Here is a 20242-nt window from a genome sequence, read left to right as displayed (position 1 = left end):
GCCCTGCGCCGCCGCGTCGGCCACGTCGAGCGCGCCCACAACGGCTCGCTGTTCCTGGATCAGATCGAAAGCATGCCGCTGGACGTGCAGGTCAAGATGCTGCGCGTGGTCGAGGAGCGCGAGATCCAGCCCATCGGCGCCGGCGAGCCGCGTGTGCTGGACCTGCGGATCCTGGCTTCGGCGCGCGGCGATCTGGGCCAGGCGGTTCAGGACGGGGCGTTCCGCGAGGACCTGTATTACCGGCTGAACGTGGTGCGCCTGCGCGTGCCGCCCCTCAGGGAGCGGCGCGAGGACATCCCCCTGCTGTTCGCCCGTCTGCTGGAGCGCGCCGGCGCCGAGGCCGAGCAGCGCCCTGTCCTGACCGACCGGGCGCGCCGTCACCTGATCGAGCACGACTGGCCGGGCAACATCCGCGAACTGGCCCACTACGCCCAGCGCGTCACGCTGGGCCTGGAGGACGAGCCCGCGGCGTCGGTCGCCCCGGACGACGGCCTGGGCCTGTCGGACCGCGTCGCCCGCTTCGAGGCCGAGGTGCTGCGCGAGACGCTGCAGGCCTGCGGCGGCGACATCCCCGCCGTGCTGGATCGCCTGCGCCTGCCGCGCAAGACCCTGTACGACAAGCTGGCCCGCCACGGTCTGAAGCCGGCCGATTTCCGCATCGACTGACCAAGCAGGCTGGACCTGACGGCGCGGCTGATGTTGGCTCGCTAGGGTCATCTGGATTTCAAGGAACGCCCATGCCCCCCGAGCGTGACATCTATCCCGTCGATCCGGCGATCGCGGCGGGGGCCCACATGGACCGCGACGCCTATGAGGCCGCCCGCACGGCGGCGCGCGAGGCGCCCGAGGCCTTCTGGGCCGAGAAGGCCCGGCGGCTGGACTGGATCACGCCGCCGACCAAGATCAAGGACGTCTCCTTCGACAAAGCCGACTTCCACATCCGCTGGTTCGAGGACGGCGTGCTGAACGTCTCGGCCAATTGCATCGACCGCCACCTGCCCCAGCGCCGCGACGAGACCGCGATTGTCTGGGAGGGCGACGATCCCGCCGATAGCCGGCGCATCACCTATGGCGAACTGCACGCCGAGGTGTGCCGCATGGCCAATGTCATGAAGGCCCATGGGGTGAAGAAGGGCGACCGCATCACCCTGTATCTGCCGATGATCCCCGAGGCGGCCTACGCCATGCTGGCCTGCGCGCGGATCGGGGCGGTGCATTCGGTCGTGTTCGGCGGCTTCTCGCCTGACAGCCTGTGCGGCCGGATCGAGGACTGCCAGTCGCGCCTGGTCATCACCGCCGACGAGGGGCTGCGCGGCGGCAAGACCATTCCGCTGAAGGCTAATGTCGATGCGGCTCTGGCAAAGGTCTCCGTGGACACCGTCCTGGTCATCCGGCGCACCGGCGCGGACGTGCCGATGATCGAGGGCCGCGACGTGGATTATGCCGCCGCCGCCGCGAAGGTCGAGGCCGACTGCCCGCCCGAGCCGATGAACGCGGAGGATCCGCTGTTCATCCTCTACACCTCGGGCTCGACGGGCAAACCCAAGGGGGTGCTGCACACCACCGGCGGCTATCTGTTCTGGGCGTCCTGGACGCACGAGATCGTCTTCGACCATCGCGCCGGCGAGCTGTTCTGGTGCACCGCCGACGTGGGCTGGGTGACGGGCCACAGCTATGTCGTCTACGGGCCGCTGGCCAACGGCGGGGCGACGCTGATGTTCGAAGGCGTGCCCAACTATCCGACCGTCAGCCGCTTCTGGCAGGTGGTGGACAAGCACAAGGTCGATGTCTTTTACACCGCGCCCACGGCCCTGCGCGCCCTGATGCGCGAGGGCGACGGGCCGGTGCGCGAGACCAGCCGCCAGTCGCTGCGCCTGCTGGGCACGGTGGGCGAACCGATCAATCCCGAAGCCTGGCGCTGGTATCACGAGGTGGTGGGCGACGGCCGCCTGCCCATCGTCGACACCTGGTGGCAGACCGAGACGGGCGGCATCCTGGTGTCGCCGCTGCCGGGCGCAACGGACCTGAAGCCCGGATCAGCGACCAAGCCCCTGCCGGGGGTCGAGCTTCAACTAGTCGACGCCGAGGGCCAGGTGCTGGAGGGCGCCGCGTCCGGCAATCTGGTCATGACCGACAGCTGGCCGGGCCAGATGCGGACCGTCTATGGCGATCCCCAGCGCTTCTTCGACACCTATTTCTCGACCTACCCCGGCAAGTATTTCACCGGCGACGGCTGTCGCCGCGACGCGGACGGCTACTACTGGATCACCGGCCGGGTGGACGACGTCATCAATGTGTCAGGCCACCGCATGGGCACCGCCGAGGTCGAGAGCGCCCTGGTGCTGCACGACGACGTGGCCGAGGCGGCGGTCGTGGGCTTTCCTCACGACATCAAGGGCCAGGGCATCTACGCCTATGTCACCCTCAACGCCGGGGTCGAGCCGAACGAGGATCTGCGCAAGGCTCTGATCGCCCATGTGCGCAAGGAGATCGGGCCCATCGCGGCGCCCGACGTGGTCCAGTGGGCGCCGGGCTTGCCCAAGACGCGGTCGGGCAAGATCATGCGCCGGATCCTGCGCAAGATCGCCGAAAACGAAATCGGCGCCCTGGGCGACACCTCCACCCTGGCCGACCCCGCGGTCGTCGACGATCTGGTGCGAAACCGGGCGAGCTGACGCCGCCTGCGACAAAGTTTCAGCCCAAGAGCGCGATTATCACGAAAATTCAATGTGCGCCGCGCGGCGCCTGCGGTTAAGGTGCAGCTGAAGCCACCGTCGCGTCCGCGCGGCCCGGCCTCTCCTTCATTTCTTATCGGAGATCGCCCCGCCGCATGCCGCCTGGCGCCTTGATCCTGACGACCGCGCTTCTGCCCTTCGTCGGCGCCGTTCTGGCCGCCTTCCTGCCGACGCGAGCGCGCAACCTGGCGGCCGCCCTTGCCTGGGCGGTGTCTCTGATCGGCGTCGGCTGCGTCATCGCCCTGTTCCCCGCAACGGCGGACAACGGCGTGGTGCATCAGATCATTCCGTGGATCCCCAGCCTGGGGCTGGAGCTGAATTTCCGCATGGACGGCCTGTCGTGGCTGTTCTCGCTGCTGGTGCTGGGCATCGGCGCGCTCGTCGTTCTGTACGCCCGCTACTACATGTCGGCCGAGGATCCGGTCCCGCGCTTCTTCTCCTTCCTGCTGGCCTTCATGGGCGCCATGCAGGGCATGGTCCTGTCGGGCAACATCATCCAGCTGGTGGTGTTCTGGGAGCTGACCAGCCTCTTCTCCTTCCTGCTGATCGGCTACTGGCACCACAACGCCTCGGCCCGCGACGGCGCGCGTATGGCGCTGACGGTCACGGCCGGCGGCGGGCTTTGCCTGCTGGCGGGCATGGCGGTGCTGGGCCGCATCGTCGGCAGCTATGACCTGGACGTGGTCCTGGCGTCCGGCGACGTCATCAAGGCCAGCGGCCTGTATCTGCCGGCGCTGCTGCTGATCCTGGCCGGCGCCCTGACCAAGAGCGCGCAGTTCCCCTTCCACTTCTGGCTGCCGCGCGCCATGGCCGCGCCGACGCCGGTCAGCGCCTATCTGCACTCGGCCACCATGGTGAAGGCGGGCGTCTTCCTGCTGATGCTGCTGTGGCCGGTGATGTCGGGCACGGACGCCTGGTACGTCATCGTCTGCACCGCCGGCATGGCCACCCTGCTGATCGGCGCCTGGAGCGCGATCTTCCAGCACGATCTCAAGGGTTTGCTGGCCTATTCGACCATCAGCCATCTGGGACTGATCGTCCTGCTGCTGGGTCTGGGCAGTCCGCTGGCGGCGGTCGCGGCCATCTTCCACACGGTCAACCACGCCATCTTCAAGGCCTCGCTATTCATGGCGGCGGGCGTCATCGACCATGAGACCGGCACGCGCGACCTGCGCAAGCTGTCGGGCCTGCGCAAGGCCATGCCGATCACCGCCGTCCTGGCCATCGTCGCCGCCGCGGCCATGGCAGGCGTGCCCCTGCTGAACGGCTTCCTGTCCAAGGAGATGTTCCTGGCCGAGGCGGTCGCCCAGTCCGGCGGGCGTCACCTGAACCTGGCCCTGCCGGTGCTCGCCACCCTGGCCAGCGCCTTCAGCGTTCTCTACTCGCTGCGCTTCATTCATCAGGTCTTCTTCGGCCCGCCCGCGACCGACCTACCCAAGGCCCCGCATGAGCCGCCGCGCTGGATGCGCTTCCCGATCGAACTGCTGGTCGCCCTGTGCGTCATCATCGGCATGATCCCGGGGCGTACCATCGGGCCGTATCTGTCCTCGGCCGTCGAGGCGGTTCTGGGCGAGCGCACGCCCTATTACAGCCTGGCGGTCTGGCACGGCCTCAACTTGCCGCTGCTGATGAGCGTGCTGGCCCTGATCGGCGGGGTCGTGGCCTATGTGCTGTTCCGGCGCTCGATCAACGTCAATCCGCGCGGCGGCCCCTGGCTGTTCTCGCGGTTCAACGGCGGCCGGATGTTCGAGGCCAGCATGGACAATCTGGTCCGCGCCTCCCGCTTTGTGGAGCGCCGCCTTGGCGCGGCGCGGATGCAGCCGCGGCTTCGCGGTCTGATCCTGACTGTGCTGCTGGCCGCCGGCCTGGTCGGCGCCGGGCGCGGCCTGGGCTTCTCCATGTGGGGGGCGCAGACCACGCCGCTGGACCCGGGCTTCCTGATCCTGTGGATCGTCGGCGCCGCCTGCGCCATCGGCGCGGCCTGGCAGGCCAAGTATCACCGCCTGGCCTCCGTCGTGCTGATGGGCGGCGCGGGCCTGGCCAGCTGCCTCAGCTTCGTGTGGCTGTCGGCGCCCGACCTCGCCACCACTCAGCTGCTGGTCGAGATCGTGACGACCGTCCTGCTGCTGCTCGGCCTGCGCTGGCTGCCCAAGCGGCTGGAGGCGCTGCGCGGTTCGCCGCAGCAGGAGGCCCAAGGCCGCCGTCGGCGTCTGGTCGATCTCGGCATCGCCTCGGCCGTCGGCGCCGGGGTCTCGGCGCTGGCCTATGCGGTCATGACCCGCCCGGCCCCGGCGGACGGCGTCTCGCGCTATTTCGTCGAAAACGTCTATGAGCTGGCCGGCGGGCGCAACATCGTCAACGTGCTGCTGGTCGACTTCCGCGCCTTCGACACCCTGGGCGAAATCGCCGTGCTGGGCGTGGTCGGTCTGACCGTCTGGGCGCTGCTGCGTCGGTTCCGGCCGGCGCCCGACAGCCTGGGCGCGCCGGCTCAGCAGCTGTCCCAGAACGCCCGCGACCGACGCCGCGAGAAAATGAAGGTCGGCGACACGCTGGAAGAAACCATGCTGATCCCGCGCGTGGTGATGAAGTGGCTGTTCCCGTTCATCATCCTGCTGGCGCTGCACCTGTTCCTGCGCGGGCATGACCTGCCGGGCGGAGGCTTCGCCGCCGGGGTCGCCCTGTCGATCGCCTTCATCCTCCAGTACATGAGCTCCGGCGCGCGCTGGGTGGAGGACCGCCTGCGCATCCGGCCGTTGATCTGGATCGGCTCGGGCCTGCTGATCGCCACCCTGACCGGCGTCGCCTCCTGGCTGTTCGGCTATCCGTTCCTTACCTCCTACTTCCAGTATGCGGAGCTGCCCCTGGTCGGTCGTCTGCCGATGGCCAGCGCCCTGGTGTTCGATCTGGGCGTGGTCTTCCTGGTTCTGGGCTCGACGGTGTTGATGCTGATCGCCCTGGCGCACCAGTCGCTGCGCAAGCCGCGTCAGCCGGATCCCGAGGTCGATCAGGGCATCGACGACGCCGCGGGAGACATCGGCTGATGGAACTGGTTCTCGCTCTCGGCATCGGCGTTCTGGTCGCCTCCGGCACGTGGCTGCTTCTGCGTCCACGCACCTTCCAGGTCATCATCGGGCTGTCGCTGATGGCCTATGCGGTCAATCTGTTCATCTTCGCCATGGGTCGGCTGCGGCTGGGCGCCCCGCCCGTTCTGGAGAACAATTATGCGAACAATCCGGCGCTCTACGACGACCCGCTGCCCCAGGCCCTGGTTCTGACAGCCATCGTCATCTCGTTCGCGCTAACGGCCCTGTTCCTTGTAGTTCTGCTGGCGGCGCGCGGCGCGACCGGCACGGACCATGTCGACGGCAAGGAGCCCGAACGTTGAGCGGGCTGATGGACCATCTGATCATCCTGCCGGTGGTGCTGCCGCTGGTCGTGGCCTCGGTCATGCTGCTGATCAACGAGCGGCGGCACCGGCTCAAGGCCGGGCTCAGCCTGGGCACGACCGCCCTTCTGGCGGTCGTCGGCCTGACCCTGCTGCATCAGGCGGCGACGGGCGGCGAAGGCGGCGCCGACACCGCGCGGGTCTATGCGCTGGGCGACTGGGCGGCGCCCTATGGCATCGTGCTGGTGGCGGACCGGCTGTCCAGCATGATGCTGGCCCTGTCGTCGGTTTTGGGGCTGGGCGCCCTGATCTTCGCCCTGGCGCGCTGGGATCGGGCGGGACCGCGCTTCCACGCCCTCTTCCTGCTGCTGCTGATGGGGGTGAACGGCGCCTTCCTGACGGGTGACCTGTTCAACCTGTTCGTCTTCTTCGAAGTCATGCTGGCGGCGTCTTACGGCCTGCTGCTGCATGGTTCTGGGACCGAGCGGATCCGGGCGGCGCTGGGCTATATCGCCATCAACCTGACGGCCTCGCTGTTCTTCCTGGTCGGCGTGGCGCTGATCTACGGCTCGACCGGCACGCTCAACATGGCCGACCTGGCCATGCGCATACCGATGCTGCCCGCCGAAGACCGGCCGCTGTTCGAGTTCGGGGCGGCCATCCTGTCCATCGCCTTCCTGGTCAAGGCCGCCGCCTGGCCGCTGGGCTTCTGGCTGCCGGGCGCCTACGCGGCCGCGTCGGCGCCGGTGGCGGCGGCGTTCGCCATCCTGTCCAAGGTCGGCGTCTATGTGGTGATACGCCTGCATCTGCTGCTGTTCGGACCCAACGCGGGCGACAGCGCGGGCTTCGGCCTGGACTGGCTGTTGTGGAGCGGGATCGCGACCATCGTCTTCGGCACGGCGCTGCTGCTGGCCTCGCGCAAACTGGTCCGCGCGGCGGGCGCGGCGGTCATGATCTCCTCGGGCACCATGATCGCCATCGTGGGGACGGGCGATGGTCAGGCCCTGGCCGGCGCGGTCTTCTACCTGGCCGGATCGACCCTGGCGGCCGGGGCTCTCTATCTCGTCGCCGAAATGATGAACCGGGGCGGTCAGGACGTGGAATCGGACGAGGTCCCGGTCTTCGAGGACGAGTATCAGGACCCGCTGGACAACGCCGAGCAGGAAGTCGGCCTGGTCATACCCGCCGCCACCGCCGTTATCGGTGGCTTCTTCCTAGTCTGCACCCTGATCCTGGCGGGCGTGCCGCCCCTGGCCGGTTTCATCGGCAAGCTGGCGGTGTTTGACGGCCTGCTTCAGGACGCGGGCGCCCAGTCTTGGCGCACCGGCCTGATGATCGCGGTGCTGACCCTGTCCAGCTTCGGCGTGCTGATCGGCCTGGTCCGGTTCGGGGTGGATGCGCTTTGGGTGCCCGCCGATGAGACGCCGCCCGCCGTCCGCGCGCCTGAGTTCGTGGCCGTGGCCGGATTGCTGGCCGCCTGCCTGGCCCTGACCATCTGGGGCGAGGCCGCCTTCGCCTATGCCCAGCACACGGCCGAGTGGCTGGTCCGGCCCGACGCCTATGTCGTCAACGTCCTGGGGCGTGTCCAATGATGGCGCGCATCCTACCCCACCCGATCCTCAGCGTCGCCCTGGCCGTCAGCTGGGTGCTGCTGACCCGATCGACCGCACCCGCCACCCTGGTCGGCGCCGTCCTGATCGGCCTGACCGTGCCCTTCGTCATGCGCTCGCTGGAGCCTGATCGATCTAGGGTGCGCGCCCCCGGCGCCATCCTAAAGCTTTCAGGCCTGGTGATCGCGGACATCGTCCGCTCCAACTACGCCGTCGCGGCCATCATCTTGGCCGGCAAGCGGCGCGAGCGGGTGTCGGGCTTCATCCAGGTGCCGCTGGACCTGAAGAACCGCTACGGGCTTGCCGTCCTGGCCATCATCCTGACCTCCACGCCGGGCACGCTGTGGGTGCAGTACGAGTCGACCACCGGGCGCCTACTGCTGCACGTGCTCGACCTGGTCGACGAGAGCGAATGGGTTCACCTGATCAAGAACCGGTACGAATCCCTGCTGATGGAGATCTTCCCATGACCTCCGCCGCCGTTCTGTTCTGGGGGCTGGGCCTGGCGCAGGTGCTGCTAGCCCTGGCCCTTGCCCTGGCGGCCTTCCGAGCGCTGTACGGTCCGCGCGCGCAGGACCGGGTGCTGGGCATGGACACCCTGTATCTGAACGCCATGCTGCTGATCGTGGTGTTCGGCATGCGCACCGGATCGCCGCTCTATTTCGAGGCGGCGCTGGTCATCGGCCTGGTCGGCTTCGCCGCCACCGTGGCCCTGGCCAAGTTCCTGATGCGCGGCGAGGTGATCGAATGACCGGCGCCGAACTGCCGCTGTGGGCGGCCTGGATCATCGTCGTTCTGGCCGTGGGCGGCGCCGCCCTGTCGCTGATCGGGGCCCTGGGCCTGGCGCGGCTGCAGCGCTTTTACGACCGGGTTCACGCCCCGACCCTGGGGGCGACCTTTGGCATGGCGCTGATCCTGCTGGCGTCGATCGTGTTCTTCTCGATGACCGAGGAGCGGCTGATCCTGCGCGACCTGCTGATCGGCCTGTTCCTGACCGTGACAACGCCCGTGACGCTGATCCTGCTGGCCCGCGCCGCCGTCTATCGCGACCGCACCGAAGGCGACCCGGACGCCCCGCCGGACCTCTAGATCCACCGTCTAGCGCGCGATCGATTCCGCCAGATCGGCCAGGCGCTGGGTCGCATCCAGATGGGCCGCGGTGCGCGCGGCGTTCGACATCGCCTTAAGGCGCTGCGGATCACTCAGCAGAGCCCCCAGACGCTGGGCCAGGGCCGACAGGGTCGCCTCGTCCTCGGCCAGCACCTCGGCGGCGCCCGCGTCGGACAGGGCGCGCGCGTTCAGCGTCTGGTGATCGTCCATGGCGATCTTCAGCGGGATCAGCAGCGACGGCGTGGCCGTGACCGCCAGCTCCGAACAGGTCGAGGCGCCCGCGCGTCCGATCAGCAGATGCGCCCCGCCCAGTCGCTGGGCCATGTCGCGGAAGAAGGGCGCGACCTCGGCCCGAACGCCCGCCTCCAGATAGGTCTGCGACGCCGCCTGCATCGTCTCCGGCCGCGACTGCTGCGACACTTCCAGACGCGACCGGAGGGCCTCAGGCAAGGCCGCCAGGGCCTGGGGTACGGCCTCCGACAACAGGCGCGCGCCCTGGCTGCCGCCGGTCACCAGCACCCGGATCGGCCCCTCGACCGGCGCGGCGTAGATGCGACCGGCCAGGGCGGCGATGTCGGCGCGAACCGGATTGCCGGTCACCGTAGCATTCGCCTTCACCTGATCCGGCGCCTTCTCCAGCATCGGAAACGCCGAGGCGACGCGGGTGACGAAGGGGGCCAGGGTCCGGTTTGTGCGGCCCAGCACCGCGTTCTGCTCATGGATCAGGTTCGGGCGGCGATCGACGATGGCCGCCACCAGCGCCGGCGCGGACGGATAGCCGCCAAAGCCCACCACCACATCCGCATCCAGCCGGGCGAAGGCGTCGCGCGCCTGCATCACCCCCCGGCCGATGGCCAGGCCGGCCTTGATCAGGCCCAGCGGCCCGCGCCCGGTGGCGGCGTCCAGCGCCAGCCGCTCTTCGGCCGGAAAGCCCTGCGCATAGGCCTCGCCCCGCGCGTCGGTGGCCAGCACCACGCGCCAACCGCGCCCCGCCATCTCGCGAGCCAGGGCTTCGGCGGGAAACATATGGCCGCCGGTGCCCCCGGCGGCGACGACGCACAGTCTGCTCATCGATCTATCCCAGGAAACGACGCCGGGGCGCGAAGCTGGCCCCCGGCTCATAGGCGCCCGGCCGACGGCGCGTCAGCGCCAGGGCGAAGCCCATGGTCAGCCCCATGGCCACCATGGACGACCCGCCGTAGCTGATGAAAGGCAGGGTCATGCCCTTGGTCGGAATCAGGTTCAGATTGACCGCGATGTTGATGCAGGCCTGTAGGCCGATCAGCATGAACAGGCCCGCCGCCGCGGTCTGCTCGAACGGATCGGTCAGCTTCATGGCGCGCCGCATGCCGCGCACAACAATGAAACCGTACAGGCCGATGACGATCAGGCTCAGCACCAGGCCGAACTCCTCGGCGCCGACTGAATAGATGAAGTCGGTGTGCAGATCGGGCACATATCGCTTCATCACGCCCTCGCCGACGCCGCGCCCGAAAAGGCCCCCAGCGCGAATGGCCTCGGACGCGCGGTCGATCTGGTGGGTGTCGGTCGAATCCGGCGACAGGAAGCGGCTGAGGCGGTCACGCATGTGCCCGAACATGAAGTACAGCGACACGATCCCCGCCATACCCGCCGAGGCGATCACCGCCATCCACTTGAACGGCACCCCCGCCATGAAGAAAACGGCCATGAACGTCGTGGTGATCAGCAGGGTCTGACCGATGTCCGGCTGGATCAGCAGCAGGCCGACGGTCAGGGCGTAAAGCGCAAAGGCGATCGAGACGCCCGGCACGCCCTGCCCCTTCTGCGCCTCCGCGAACATCCAGGCGGCGAAAACGATCAGGCCAGGCTTGGCGAACTCGGACGGCTGCAGGCTGAACGGTCCCAGATTGATCCAGCGCGCGGCGCCCTTCACGGTGTCGCCGATGAACGGCAAGGCCGCCATCACCACGATCGAACCCAGCAGAGCCAAGACTGCAATCCGCCGAACTCCGCGCGGCGACAGCAGCGACGCGACCAGCATCGTTGTCAGCCCGGCGCCCGAGAAGACGATCATCCGCCACGAGTAATGGAAGGGGTCCCCGATCGATTCGTCAGCCAGGATGGCGGCCGGGCTCGAGGCGAAGCTCAGGGCCACGCCCAAGGCCATCAGGGTCAGGGCCGCCAGCAGCAGACCGCGATCCACCGTCCAGAACCAGCGCGCGCCCAGACTCTGATCGTTGCGCGAAAAGGCGGGGCTGTAGCTGTGGGTCATGGCGCCTTCGCCGAAATCTGCGCCAGCACGGCGGCGCGGAACGCCTCGCCCCGCGCCTCGAAGTCCGGATACTGGTCGAAGCTGGCCGCAGCCGGGCTCAGCAGCACAACCGCCGGGCCACCCTCGGCCGCCGCATCGGCCGCCGCCGCCTGAACCGCCGCCTCCATCGTCGTGCTGACGACGTGAGGCGTATCGCCCAGCGCACGCGCGAAGTCAGGGGCCGCCTCGCCGATCAGATAGGCGCGGGCGATGCGGGGAAACAGGTCGGCCAGGCTGTCGATCCCGCCGTCCTTGGCCCGTCCGCCGGCTATCCAGAACACCCGCTCATAGGACGACAGCGCCTGGCGCGCCGCATCGGCGTTGGTGGCCTTGGAGTCGTTGATGAAGCGCACGCCGTTCTGCTCGGCCGCCGGCTCCATTCGGTGCGCGAGGCCTGGGAAAGTCAGGAGACCCTCCACGGCCTGCTCGTGCGACACGCCCACGGCGCGCGCGGCGGCGTAGGCGAAGGCCGCGTTCTGAGCGTTGTGCCGACCAGGCAAGGCCAGGGCGTCGGTCAGATCGATGCGCACATCGCCGGCGATCAATAGTCCTGGCGTCGCCCGGAGGTCCTCACCCTGCGCAGACGCGGGCGACGTCGTGACAGTGCGCGTATCGCGCCCCTCGCGTTTCAGCCCATCAGCCGCAGCGCGCCCCGCCGCCTCGTCCACCCCGACCAGGGGCAGGCCCGCGTGGGCGAAGATCCGCCGCTTGGCCGCGACATAGCCCTCCATGCCGCCGTGGCGGTCCAGGTGATCGGGCGTGATGTTGGTCAGCATCGCCACGTCCGGCGCGAAGGTCGTGGTCAGGTCCAGCTGATAGCTGGAACACTCGATCACATAGACCGTGTCCGGCGTCGGCTCAGGCAGAGCCAGCACGCCGATGCCGATGTTGCCGCCAACGTGGACGGTCAGGCCGGCCTGTTTCAGCACCCAGCCGATCAGGGCGGTGGTCGTCGACTTGCCGTTGGTGCCGGTGATGGCGACCACGCGCGGGCGCTCGTCCCCCGGCAGGGCGGCGAGTGCGCGGGCGAACAGCTCCAGATCGCCGATGATTTCGACCCCGGCCTCGCGCGCCTTGTCCACGCTCCAGTGCGGGCGCGGATGGGTTAGGGGCGCGCCGGGCGACAACACCAGGGCGGCGAAGTCCGACCAGTCGGCCGTGGTCAGGTCCTCGACCACGAAGCCTTCGGCTTCGGCCTGCATCCGGCCTGACACGCCGTCGTCCCACAGCACCGGCAGGGCGCCGCCGGCCTTGAGCGCGCGCGCCGCCGTGATCCCCGACCGTCCCAGGCCGAAGACCGCGACCCGCCTGCCCTCGAAGCCGGGGACCGGGATCATTTCAACGCAGCTTCAGGGTCGCCAGGCCGGCAAGCGCCAGCATGGCCGAGACGATCCAGAAGCGGATCACCACCGTCGATTCCGGCCAGCCCATCTTCTCGAAATGGTGGTGGATCGGCGCCATCAGGAAGATGCGCTTCTTGGTGGCCTTGAAGTAGCCGACCTGGATCATGACCGAGGCCGCCTCGATGACGAACAGGCCGCCGACGATGCCCAGCACCAGCTCGTGCTTGGTGGTCACGGCGATGGCGCCCAGCGCCCCGCCCAGGGCCAGCGAACCCGTGTCGCCCATGAAGATCTTCGCCGGCGGAGCGTTGTACCAGAGGAAGCCCGTGCCCCCGCCGATGATGGCCGCGCAGAAGATGGCCAGCTCGCCGGCGCCCGGCACGTGGTGGACCTGAAGATATTCCGAGAAGACGAAGTTGCCGACCAGATACGAGATCACGCCGAACGCGGCGGCCGCCATCATCACCGGCACGATGGCCAGGCCGTCCAGGCCGTCGGTCAGGTTCACCGCATTGGAGAAGCCCACCAGGGTGAAGGCCGCGAAGATCACATAGAACCAGCCGATGTTCAGCAGCACGTCCTTGAAGAACGGAAAGGCGATGGAGGTCTCCAGCCCCGGCGAGGTCGGCGAGGCCGTCATCCACAGCACCGTCAGCACGCCGGCGATGACCGACACGACCACCTGGGCGACCAGCTTCTGCTTCGAGGTCAGGCCGGCCGAGCTCTGCTTGGACACCTTGGCGTAGTCGTCGATGAAGCCCAGCACGCCGAAGGCGGCGGTCACCATCGACACGATCCAGATGTAGGGATCGGTCAGGTCGGCCCACAGAAAGACGCCCGCCGCGATGCCCGCCAGAATCATCAGCCCGCCCATGGTCGGGGTGCCGACCTTGGACAGGTGCGACACGGGGCCGTCGTCGCGGATCGGCTGGCCCTTGCCCTGACGCGCCCGCATCCAGTTGATGAAGCGGCTGCCCATGGCCACCGCCACGATCATCGCCGTGGCCATCGCCAGGCCGACCCGCACCGTCTGGTACTGGATCAGGTTCAGCAGCGGATAGTCGCGGGCGACGTCGGCGAAGTGGAGATAGAGCAGGTAGAACATGGGTGGAGTCTTCTTTCGCCCTATCGCGTCCCGCGCGGCGGGCCGCTGCTTGAGGGCGCCGGATCGGTGGGGTCAAGCGGCGCCGTATCCAGCCCCGCCAGCGCCTTGGCGACGAGGGCGGCCTTGGACCCGTTGGAACCCTTGACCATGACGATGTCGCCGGGGCCGGCGAGCACCGCCGCCTCGGCCGCCAGCTCGGCCGCCGTTTCGCGCCACAGGCCGCGCCGCGCCGCCGGCAGGGCGTCGTGCAGGCGCTTCATCTCAGGCCCGGCCGTGTGGACCAGGGCGATGTCGGCGGCGACAATCGGTCCGGCCAGCCCCTCGTGCAGATCGCGCGCGAGGTCGCCCAGCTCCAGCATGTCGCTCAGCACCACCACACGCCGGCCGCCCGCTCCGGGAGTGCGCGCGCCCAGCGAGCGGAAGCCCGCCGTCATCGACAGCGGATTGGCGTTATAGCTCTCGTCGATCAGGGTGAAGGCGCCCTCAGTTGTGCGCACCACCTTGGTTTCGCCGCGCCCCGCCAGCGGCCGGAAGTCGGCCAGGGCCTTTAGCGCCAGCTCGCGCGACACGTCCAGCGCCTCGAGCATCAGCAGCACGCACAGGCTGTTCAGCCCCCAGTGCGCGCCGGACTGGGCCAGCCGATAGTCCAGCGTCTCGCCGTGCAGACGGGCGCGCGCCGTCGCGCCCTCGGCGTCGGGGGTGAAGTCGATCAGCCTCGCCTCGCAGCCCTCGCCCGTTCCGAAGCGCCAGACCTGACCGGCGTGCCGACGCGCGACGGCCTCGACGATGTCCGCCTGCGCCACATCGGCGTTCAGCACGGCGACACCGCCCTCGGCCAGGCCTTCGAAGATGGACGCCTTCTCGCGCGCCACCCCGGCCTCGCCATCGGAGAAGGCCTCGATGTGGACGGGCCCAACCGTGGTGACGCAGGCCGCGTGCGGCCGCACCATGCCGCTGAGCGGCGCGATCTCGCCCGGCGCGTTCATGCCGATCTCGAACACGGCGCGATCGGTCCCGCGCGGCATCCGCGCCAGGGTCAGCGGCACGCCGATGTGGTTGTTGTAGCTCTTGATCGAGCCGTGGCTGGTTCCGGCCAGCTCAAGGCCCGCCCGGATCGCCTGGGTGACGCTGGTCTTGCCGACCGAGCCGGTCACCGCCCCGCGCTTGGTGGCCGGCGAACGATCGCGCGCGGCCTGGCCCAGCGCTTCGAGCCCCTTCAGCACATCGGGCGCGACGACGAACGGCCCGCCGTCGACGGGCCGCTCGACCAGGGCGCCGACCGCGCCGGCGGCGAAGGCCGAGGCGGCGAACTCATGCCCGTCGCGCGCGCCCTTCAACGCCAGGAACAGGTCGCCAGGCGCAATCTCGCGGCTGTTGTAGGTCAGGCCAGCGGCTGTGAAGTCGCCGCCCTCGACACGACCGCCCACGGCGCGGGCGATCTCGTCGGCGGTCCACAGGGGTGTGTCAGGCATGGGCGGTCAGGGCCTCGGTCGCGACGGTCGCGTCGTCGAAAGGGTGGGTCACGCCTCCGACGATCTGGCCCTGTTCATGCCCTTTCCCGGCGATCACCACCACATCGCCGTCGCCCATCATGGCGATGGCCTGGTCGATGGCGGCGCGGCGGTCGCCGACCTCCAGAGCCTGAGGGCAGCCTTCACGCACCATGGCGCGGATCGAGGCGGGGTCTTCCGAGCGGGGGTTGTCGTCGGTCACGATGGCCACGTCGGCCAGCCGCCCTGCGATCTCGCCCATCAGGGGCCGCTTGGCCCGGTCGCGGTCGCCGCCGGCCCCGAAGACCACGATCAGTCGGCCCGTCGCATGGGGCCGCAGCGCCGTCAGCACCGTCTCCAGACCGTCGGGCGTATGGGCGTAGTCGACATAGACCTCGCCCCGGCCCGAGCCGGCGATGCGCTGCAGCCGGCCTTGCGCGCCCTGAAGCCCTTCCAACGCGCCCAGCACGCGCTCGGCGTCCTCGCCCGCCGCGATGCACAGACCCGCCGCCACCAGGGCGTTCGACGCCTGGAAGCCGCCGGCCAGCGGCAGCAGAATCTCGTGGGTGCGCCCGCGCACGTCTAGGGTCAGACGCTGGCCCTCGGGCGTGGCGCGGCGGCCGATCAGGGTCAGGTCGCGGGCCCGCTCGCCCACCCCCATGACCCCCAGGCCCGAGACGATGGCGGTCGAGGCGAACTCGGAATAGGCGTCGGAATCGGCGTTCAGAACGGCCGTGCGCCCGCGCGGCAGCAGGGTCTCGAACAGCCGAAGCTTGGCCGCCCGATAGGCCGCCATGTCGCCGTGATAATCCAGATGGTCCTGGGTCAGGTTGGTGAAGGCCGCCGCCTTCAGCGCCACGCCGTCCAGCCGCCGCTGATCGATGCCGTGCGACGAGGCCTCCAGCGCCAGATGGGTGACCCCCTGCTCCGCCAGCCCCGACAGCAGCCGCGCCGCCTCGCCCGCGTCGGGGCTGGTCAGCCCCGGCCCCGTCAGCGCCTGGGTCCGGGCGCCCGACTGAGCGGTGACGCCCAGCGTTCCCATGCTGGCCGAGACATGGCCCAGCGACGCCCAGATCTGGCGGCAGAAGCTGGCGACGGATGTCTTGCCGTTGGTGCCGGTAACCGCGACGCAGGTCCGCGGCTGCAGGCCGTAGAAGCTGCGCGCGGCGATGGCGTAGGCGCGGCGCACGTCGCCCGAGGTCACCAGCAACGGTGCGGCCTCGGCGGGCGTATCGGCCGAGGCGAGCACCGCCGCCGCGCCCTTGGCCAGGGCCTGAGGGATGAAGGCCCGGCCGTCGGACTGGCTGCCCGGCAAGGCCACGAACAGGGTTCCGGGCGCGACCTTGCGGCTGTCGGCCGTCACGCCGGTGATCTCCGGGTCCGACGGCACGTCGCGGCGCAGCAGTTCGGACAGGCGAAGCGCGCTCATCGCGCAGCCTCGACGACCGGCTCGGGGATCTTTTCGCCGGTTGCGGTGCGGTAGCGGTCGGCGCGGCGCTCCACGCCCAGGAAGGGGGCGATGCGGTCGGCGATGCGGCCCACCGCCGGCGCGGCGACGAATCCGCCCGTGCGCGGATAGCTGCCCGGCTCGTCGATCAGAATGAAGATGGAATAGCGTTTGGCGTTAGCCGGCCCGTCCGCCGGGAAGACCGCCGCGAACGAACCCACGGCGACCGTCGGATCATAGCGGCCGTTGACCAGCTTGTTCGCCGAGCCGGTCTTGCCGCCGACCCGCAGGCCCGGCGCGTCGGCCCGGCCGCCCGAACCGCGCACGACGTTGCGCCGCATCAGGTCCAGCATGGCCAGCGACGTCTGCTCAGACACCACCTGGTGCGTCTGAGCGTTGCGCGCCCCGCCCTTGCGCAGGCTCAGCGGCACGAAGCGCCCGCCGTTGGTCAGGGCGCCATAGGCGGCGGCGGCCTGGACCGGGGTGATCATGATGCCGTAGCCGAACGACAGCGACGCCAGGGTCGAGTCGTCCCACTTGCCGGGACGACGCGGACGCGCGCTTTCCTTCAGCTCGATCGGGGCGGCGTCCAGCAGGCCGAGGCGCTGGAAATAGGTCTTCATCACGTCCCCGCCCATCTCGACCGCCAAGCGCGAGGTGCCGATGTTGGACGAGTGGATGAAGACGTCTTCCAGCGTCATGATTCGGTTCTGGGCGTGGAAGTCGTTGATGCGGCGGTTGCCGATCATGAAGGTCTGCGACGCGTCGAACAGGGTGTTCATGTCGGCCCGACCGGTGTCCAGGCCGGCGGCGACGGTGAAGCTCTTGAACACCGACCCCATCTCGTAGTGGGCCGAGGTCACGCGGTTCAGCGTCGCGCCTTCGTCGGCCGCGTCGCGACGGTCAGGATCGAAGGTCGGCCAGCTGGCCATGCCCAGAACCTCACCGGTCTGGACGTCGGTGATGATGCCCACCGCGCCCTTGGCCTGGGCCGCGACGGCGGCAACGGCCAGTTCGTTCTCCAGCACGCCCTGGACGCGCAGGTCTATGGACAGGGGGAAGTCCTGGCCCGCCATGCCGGCGGCCTTGATCTCCTTGTCGAACGCCAGCTCGGCGCCCGAGACGCCGACGTTGCCTGTGTCGGCCACGCCGATCAGGTGCCGGGCCGAGGCGCCCAGCGGATAGACCCGGCGATCCTCGGGCTCGAAGGTCACGCCGCCCAGGGCCAGGTCATGCACTGCGGCGCGCTCGGACGGGGTCAGGCCGGTCAGCACGATCAGCCGCCGCTCGCCGTTCAGCACGCGGTTCAGGCGCGAGGCGGGAATGCGCGGCAGGGCGGCGCGCAGCTGGCGGAAGGCCACGCCTCGGTCCCAGACCTCACGCGGGTCGATGTAGAGGCCGTAGTGGACGATGTTGGTCGCCAGCAGCTGGCCGTTGCGGTCCGTCAGATCGGCCCGCGCCACCGCGCCCGGCGCCACTCCTGCGCCGCCGCCACGCTGCGGTCCCCACAGGGCCGCGTGGGCCGCGCCAAGCGACAAGACGGCGAAGATCAGACTGAAGACGCCCAGGATGATGAATATCCGGACGCGCGTATCTTCCTCGGGCCGGCCGCTGGCCTTGGCGCGCTCGAAGGCATGCTCCAGCCCCCAGACCACTTCAGTCAGCCAGCGCCAGCCGGGCGTCAGGCGACGCGGGCCAGACACGCCCGGCGCAGGACGATAGTGCGGCTCATGCACGCTCATCGCGCCGCCTCCGCCTGAGGCGACGCCGGGGCCGGGGCGGGCTGGGCGGCGACGACGGGCGAGGGCTCGGCTTCGGGCGCCAGTTCGACCAGGCCGTGGGCGTCGGTGACCTGTTTGACCGCCACAGGCTCGAGCCCGGCTTCACGCGAAAGGGCCTCCAATCGCGCGGGCTGCTCCAGCCGCGCCGCCTCTGCGTTCAGCAGACGCACCCGCTGGCGGTTGTCGGCGATCTCGCGCTCCAACTCGACGATGCGCGAACCCTCCCGCGCTGCCCCCGCCTTGGCGACATAGACCGACAGGATCATCACCGCGACCAGGACGCAGCCGACGATCTCGACCCAACGCACGCCGCGCACCTTCCAGTCGAACACCCGCTGGATGGGAGACGTCAGCGTCCTCATGCCGCCGCCCTCCAGGCCGGAGCATCGGTGCGGACGGCGGCGCGCAGCTTGGCCGAGCGCGCGCGCGGATTGACGGCGCGCTCCTGATCGGTCGCTTCGCGCGCGCCCTTGAAGATCATGTCGAAGCTGGGCCGACGCGTCTCGACCGCGACCGGCGCATGACGCGATCCGCCGGGTGCGTTGCCGCTGCGTTCGGCGAAGAAGGTCTTGACGATGCGGTCCTCCAGCGAATGGAAGGTCACCACCGCCAGCCGCCCTCCAGGTGACAGGGTCGCCTCGGCCGCGGCCAGCCCGCGCTCCAGCTCGCCCAGCTCGTCGTTCACCGCGATGCGCAGCGCCTGGAAGGTGCGCGTGGCCGGATGGATGGCCGCGCCGCGCCGACCGCCCAGAGCCTTTTCGACCACCTCGGCCAGATCCAGGGTCCGCTCGAACGGCCGCTCGGCCCGGCGGCGCAGGATGGCGGTGGCGACCCGGCCCGACTGACGCTCCTCGCCGTACAGTTTCAGGATATGGGCCAGCGGCCCGTGCTCCCAGCCGTTGACGATGTCCGCAGCGGTTTGACCCTCATCAGCCATGCGCATGTCCAGCGGCCCGTCGCGCATGAAGGAAAAGCCGCGCTCGGCCTGGTCCAGCTGCATCGACGAGACGCCGATGTCGAACACCGCGCCGTCCAGCCGCGCCTCGCCCGTCTCAGCAAAGGCCTCGGCCAGCCCCGAGAACGGCGTCTCGATCAGGCGGAAGCGGTCCGGATGGTCCGCCGCCACCGCCTCGGCGTGCGGACGGACGGTCGGGTCGCGGTCGAGGCCGATGACGCTCGCGCCGGTCGCCAGGATGGCGCGCGTATAGCCGCCAGCGCCAAAGGTGGCGTCGATCATCACCTCGCCGGCGCTCGGGCTCAGCGCCTCGATGACTTCGTTGAGCAGGACGGGGGCGTGAGGGCTCATTGACCCTCCCGCGCGGCGATCGACGCCTTGCGGCGCGCCTCGCCCAGTTCGCGCAGGGCCTTGCCGGCCAGGGCGCGCTGCGCCTCGCGGTGCGCCAGCCAGGCCTGGCGGTCCCAGATCTGGAAGCGCGAGCCCAGGCCCGCGATCACCACGTCCTGACCCAGGCCCATCTCGGCGCACAGGGTTTCCGGCAGGGTGATGCGGCCGCCCGCGTCATAGGCCAGCGGCTTCTGGCCCGCATAGACGGTCGCCTCGAGCGCTGAACGGTATTCATCGCCGAACGGCAGGCCGTCGATCAGGGCCTGATATTCGGCGAACAGGCGATCGCCGCCCGCTTCCAGACACGGCGCTTCGATCGAGGGAAAGCAGAAGACGCCATGCTCGGCGCCATTGTCGGCGGTGCGGAACTCCTGAGGGATCAGGAGACGGCGCTTGCCGTCCAGCTGCTTCTCATAGGTCGAGAGAAACACGCCCTGCCCCATCGGACCAAAGGTCCGCCCCTGATTGCCAATGCGTCCAACGGCGGACGCGCCCCAATGCCTGCTACTGCATTTGGGATAGCATGGGACCAGGTGGGCCTCAATGGGATTGATTGACGCTTTTTAACCACGTTCGAGGCGTTTTCACCGCGCTACAC

Annotated in this window: 18 protein-coding genes; 8 read left to right on the top strand and 10 right to left on the bottom strand. The window is 69.6% G+C overall.

Annotated elements, in window-relative coordinates; genetic code table 11:
• From ACK4I0_RS11970 to mnhG, 8 genes are all read left to right on the top strand, one after another.
• Window positions 1-666 (top strand): sigma 54-interacting transcriptional regulator (locus ACK4I0_RS11970; RefSeq protein ID WP_409611253.1); only part of this gene is annotated, 666 nt, incomplete at its 5' end.
• A 71-nt stretch (window positions 667-737) separates the two neighbouring features.
• On the top strand, window positions 738-2675 hold the full coding sequence (acs, locus tag ACK4I0_RS11965; protein WP_409611251.1) for an acetate--CoA ligase: 1938 nt from the start codon (window positions 738-740) through the stop codon (window positions 2673-2675).
• Between the two features lie 155 nt (window positions 2676-2830).
• A complete protein-coding gene (locus ACK4I0_RS11960; protein ID WP_409611249.1) occupies window positions 2831-5776 on the top strand; it encodes a monovalent cation/H+ antiporter subunit A in 2946 nt (981 codons plus the stop codon).
• Window positions 5776-6120 carry a Na+/H+ antiporter subunit C gene (locus ACK4I0_RS11955; protein WP_135065531.1) on the top strand — a complete coding sequence of 115 codons (345 nt, stop codon included), beginning with the start codon at window positions 5776-5778 and terminating at the stop codon, window positions 6118-6120. Before ACK4I0_RS11960 ends, ACK4I0_RS11955 begins: the two co-directional genes overlap by 1 nt.
• Window positions 6121-6128: 8 nt before the next feature.
• Window positions 6129-7712, top strand: a complete 1584-nt coding sequence (locus ACK4I0_RS11950) for a monovalent cation/H+ antiporter subunit D (RefSeq protein WP_409611247.1) — start codon at window positions 6129-6131, stop codon at window positions 7710-7712.
• The gene (locus ACK4I0_RS11945; RefSeq protein ID WP_409611245.1) at window positions 7709-8200 is read left to right on the top strand and encodes a Na+/H+ antiporter subunit E; all 492 of its coding nucleotides are present in this window, start codon (window positions 7709-7711) and stop codon (window positions 8198-8200) included. Before ACK4I0_RS11950 ends, ACK4I0_RS11945 begins: the two co-directional genes overlap by 4 nt.
• Window positions 8197-8481, top strand: coding sequence for a K+/H+ antiporter subunit F (locus tag ACK4I0_RS11940; RefSeq protein ID WP_409611243.1), 285 nt, complete (start codon window positions 8197-8199; stop codon window positions 8479-8481). Before ACK4I0_RS11945 ends, ACK4I0_RS11940 begins: the two co-directional genes overlap by 4 nt.
• On the top strand, window positions 8478-8819 hold the full coding sequence (gene mnhG / locus ACK4I0_RS11935; RefSeq protein ID WP_409611241.1) for a monovalent cation/H(+) antiporter subunit G: 342 nt from the start codon (window positions 8478-8480) through the stop codon (window positions 8817-8819). The genes ACK4I0_RS11940 and mnhG overlap by 4 nt, the downstream gene beginning before the upstream one ends.
• A gap of 9 nt (window positions 8820-8828) precedes the next feature.
• On the opposite strand, the gene murG is transcribed toward mnhG, so the two are convergent.
• From murG to ACK4I0_RS11885, 10 genes are read right to left on the bottom strand one after another with little or no spacing between them, the layout of a single operon-like run.
• Complete coding sequence (gene murG, locus ACK4I0_RS11930; protein WP_409611239.1) at window positions 8829-9911, bottom strand: undecaprenyldiphospho-muramoylpentapeptide beta-N-acetylglucosaminyltransferase; 1083 nt, start codon at window positions 9909-9911, stop codon at window positions 8829-8831.
• Window positions 9912-9915: 4 nt separating this feature from the next.
• Window positions 9916-11094 carry a putative lipid II flippase FtsW gene (gene ftsW, locus ACK4I0_RS11925; RefSeq protein WP_409611236.1) on the bottom strand — a complete coding sequence of 393 codons (1179 nt, stop codon included), beginning with the start codon at window positions 11092-11094 and terminating at the stop codon, window positions 9916-9918.
• Window positions 11091-12470 (bottom strand): UDP-N-acetylmuramoyl-L-alanine--D-glutamate ligase, encoded by a 1380-nt coding sequence (gene murD / locus ACK4I0_RS11920; RefSeq protein ID WP_409611234.1) that lies wholly within the window; start codon window positions 12468-12470, stop codon window positions 11091-11093. The genes ftsW and murD overlap by 4 nt, the downstream gene beginning before the upstream one ends.
• Window position 12471: 1 nt before the next feature.
• Window positions 12472-13581 (bottom strand): phospho-N-acetylmuramoyl-pentapeptide-transferase, encoded by a 1110-nt coding sequence (mraY, locus tag ACK4I0_RS11915; RefSeq protein ID WP_409611232.1) that lies wholly within the window; start codon window positions 13579-13581, stop codon window positions 12472-12474.
• Window positions 13582-13601: 20 nt separating this feature from the next.
• Window positions 13602-15053, bottom strand: coding sequence for a UDP-N-acetylmuramoyl-tripeptide--D-alanyl-D-alanine ligase (gene murF, locus ACK4I0_RS11910; protein ID WP_409611230.1), 1452 nt, complete (start codon window positions 15051-15053; stop codon window positions 13602-13604).
• A complete protein-coding gene (locus tag ACK4I0_RS11905; RefSeq protein ID WP_409611228.1) occupies window positions 15046-16500 on the bottom strand; it encodes a UDP-N-acetylmuramoyl-L-alanyl-D-glutamate--2,6-diaminopimelate ligase in 1455 nt (484 codons plus the stop codon). Before ACK4I0_RS11905 ends, murF begins: the two co-directional genes overlap by 8 nt.
• Entirely contained in the window at window positions 16497-18260 is a 1764-nt protein-coding gene (locus ACK4I0_RS11900) for a peptidoglycan D,D-transpeptidase FtsI family protein (protein ID WP_409611226.1), read from the bottom strand. Before ACK4I0_RS11900 ends, ACK4I0_RS11905 begins: the two co-directional genes overlap by 4 nt.
• On the bottom strand, window positions 18257-18661 hold the full coding sequence (locus ACK4I0_RS11895) for a cell division protein (RefSeq protein ID WP_409611224.1): 405 nt from the start codon (window positions 18659-18661) through the stop codon (window positions 18257-18259). Before ACK4I0_RS11895 ends, ACK4I0_RS11900 begins: the two co-directional genes overlap by 4 nt.
• The gene (gene rsmH, locus ACK4I0_RS11890) at window positions 18658-19605 is read right to left on the bottom strand and encodes a 16S rRNA (cytosine(1402)-N(4))-methyltransferase RsmH (RefSeq protein ID WP_409611222.1); all 948 of its coding nucleotides are present in this window, start codon (window positions 19603-19605) and stop codon (window positions 18658-18660) included. Before rsmH ends, ACK4I0_RS11895 begins: the two co-directional genes overlap by 4 nt.
• Window positions 19602-20075, bottom strand: a complete 474-nt coding sequence (locus ACK4I0_RS11885; protein ID WP_409611257.1) for a division/cell wall cluster transcriptional repressor MraZ — start codon at window positions 20073-20075, stop codon at window positions 19602-19604. Before ACK4I0_RS11885 ends, rsmH begins: the two co-directional genes overlap by 4 nt.
• Between the last annotated feature and the right edge of the window lie 167 nt (window positions 20076-20242).

Origin of the sequence: Brevundimonas sp. (assembly GCF_046295775.1) — a bacterium.
Classification (GTDB): Bacteria; Pseudomonadota; Alphaproteobacteria; order Caulobacterales; family Caulobacteraceae; genus Brevundimonas.
The sequence above is the reverse complement of the archived record's forward strand: the minus strand, read 5'-3'. Positions and strand labels throughout refer to the sequence as shown.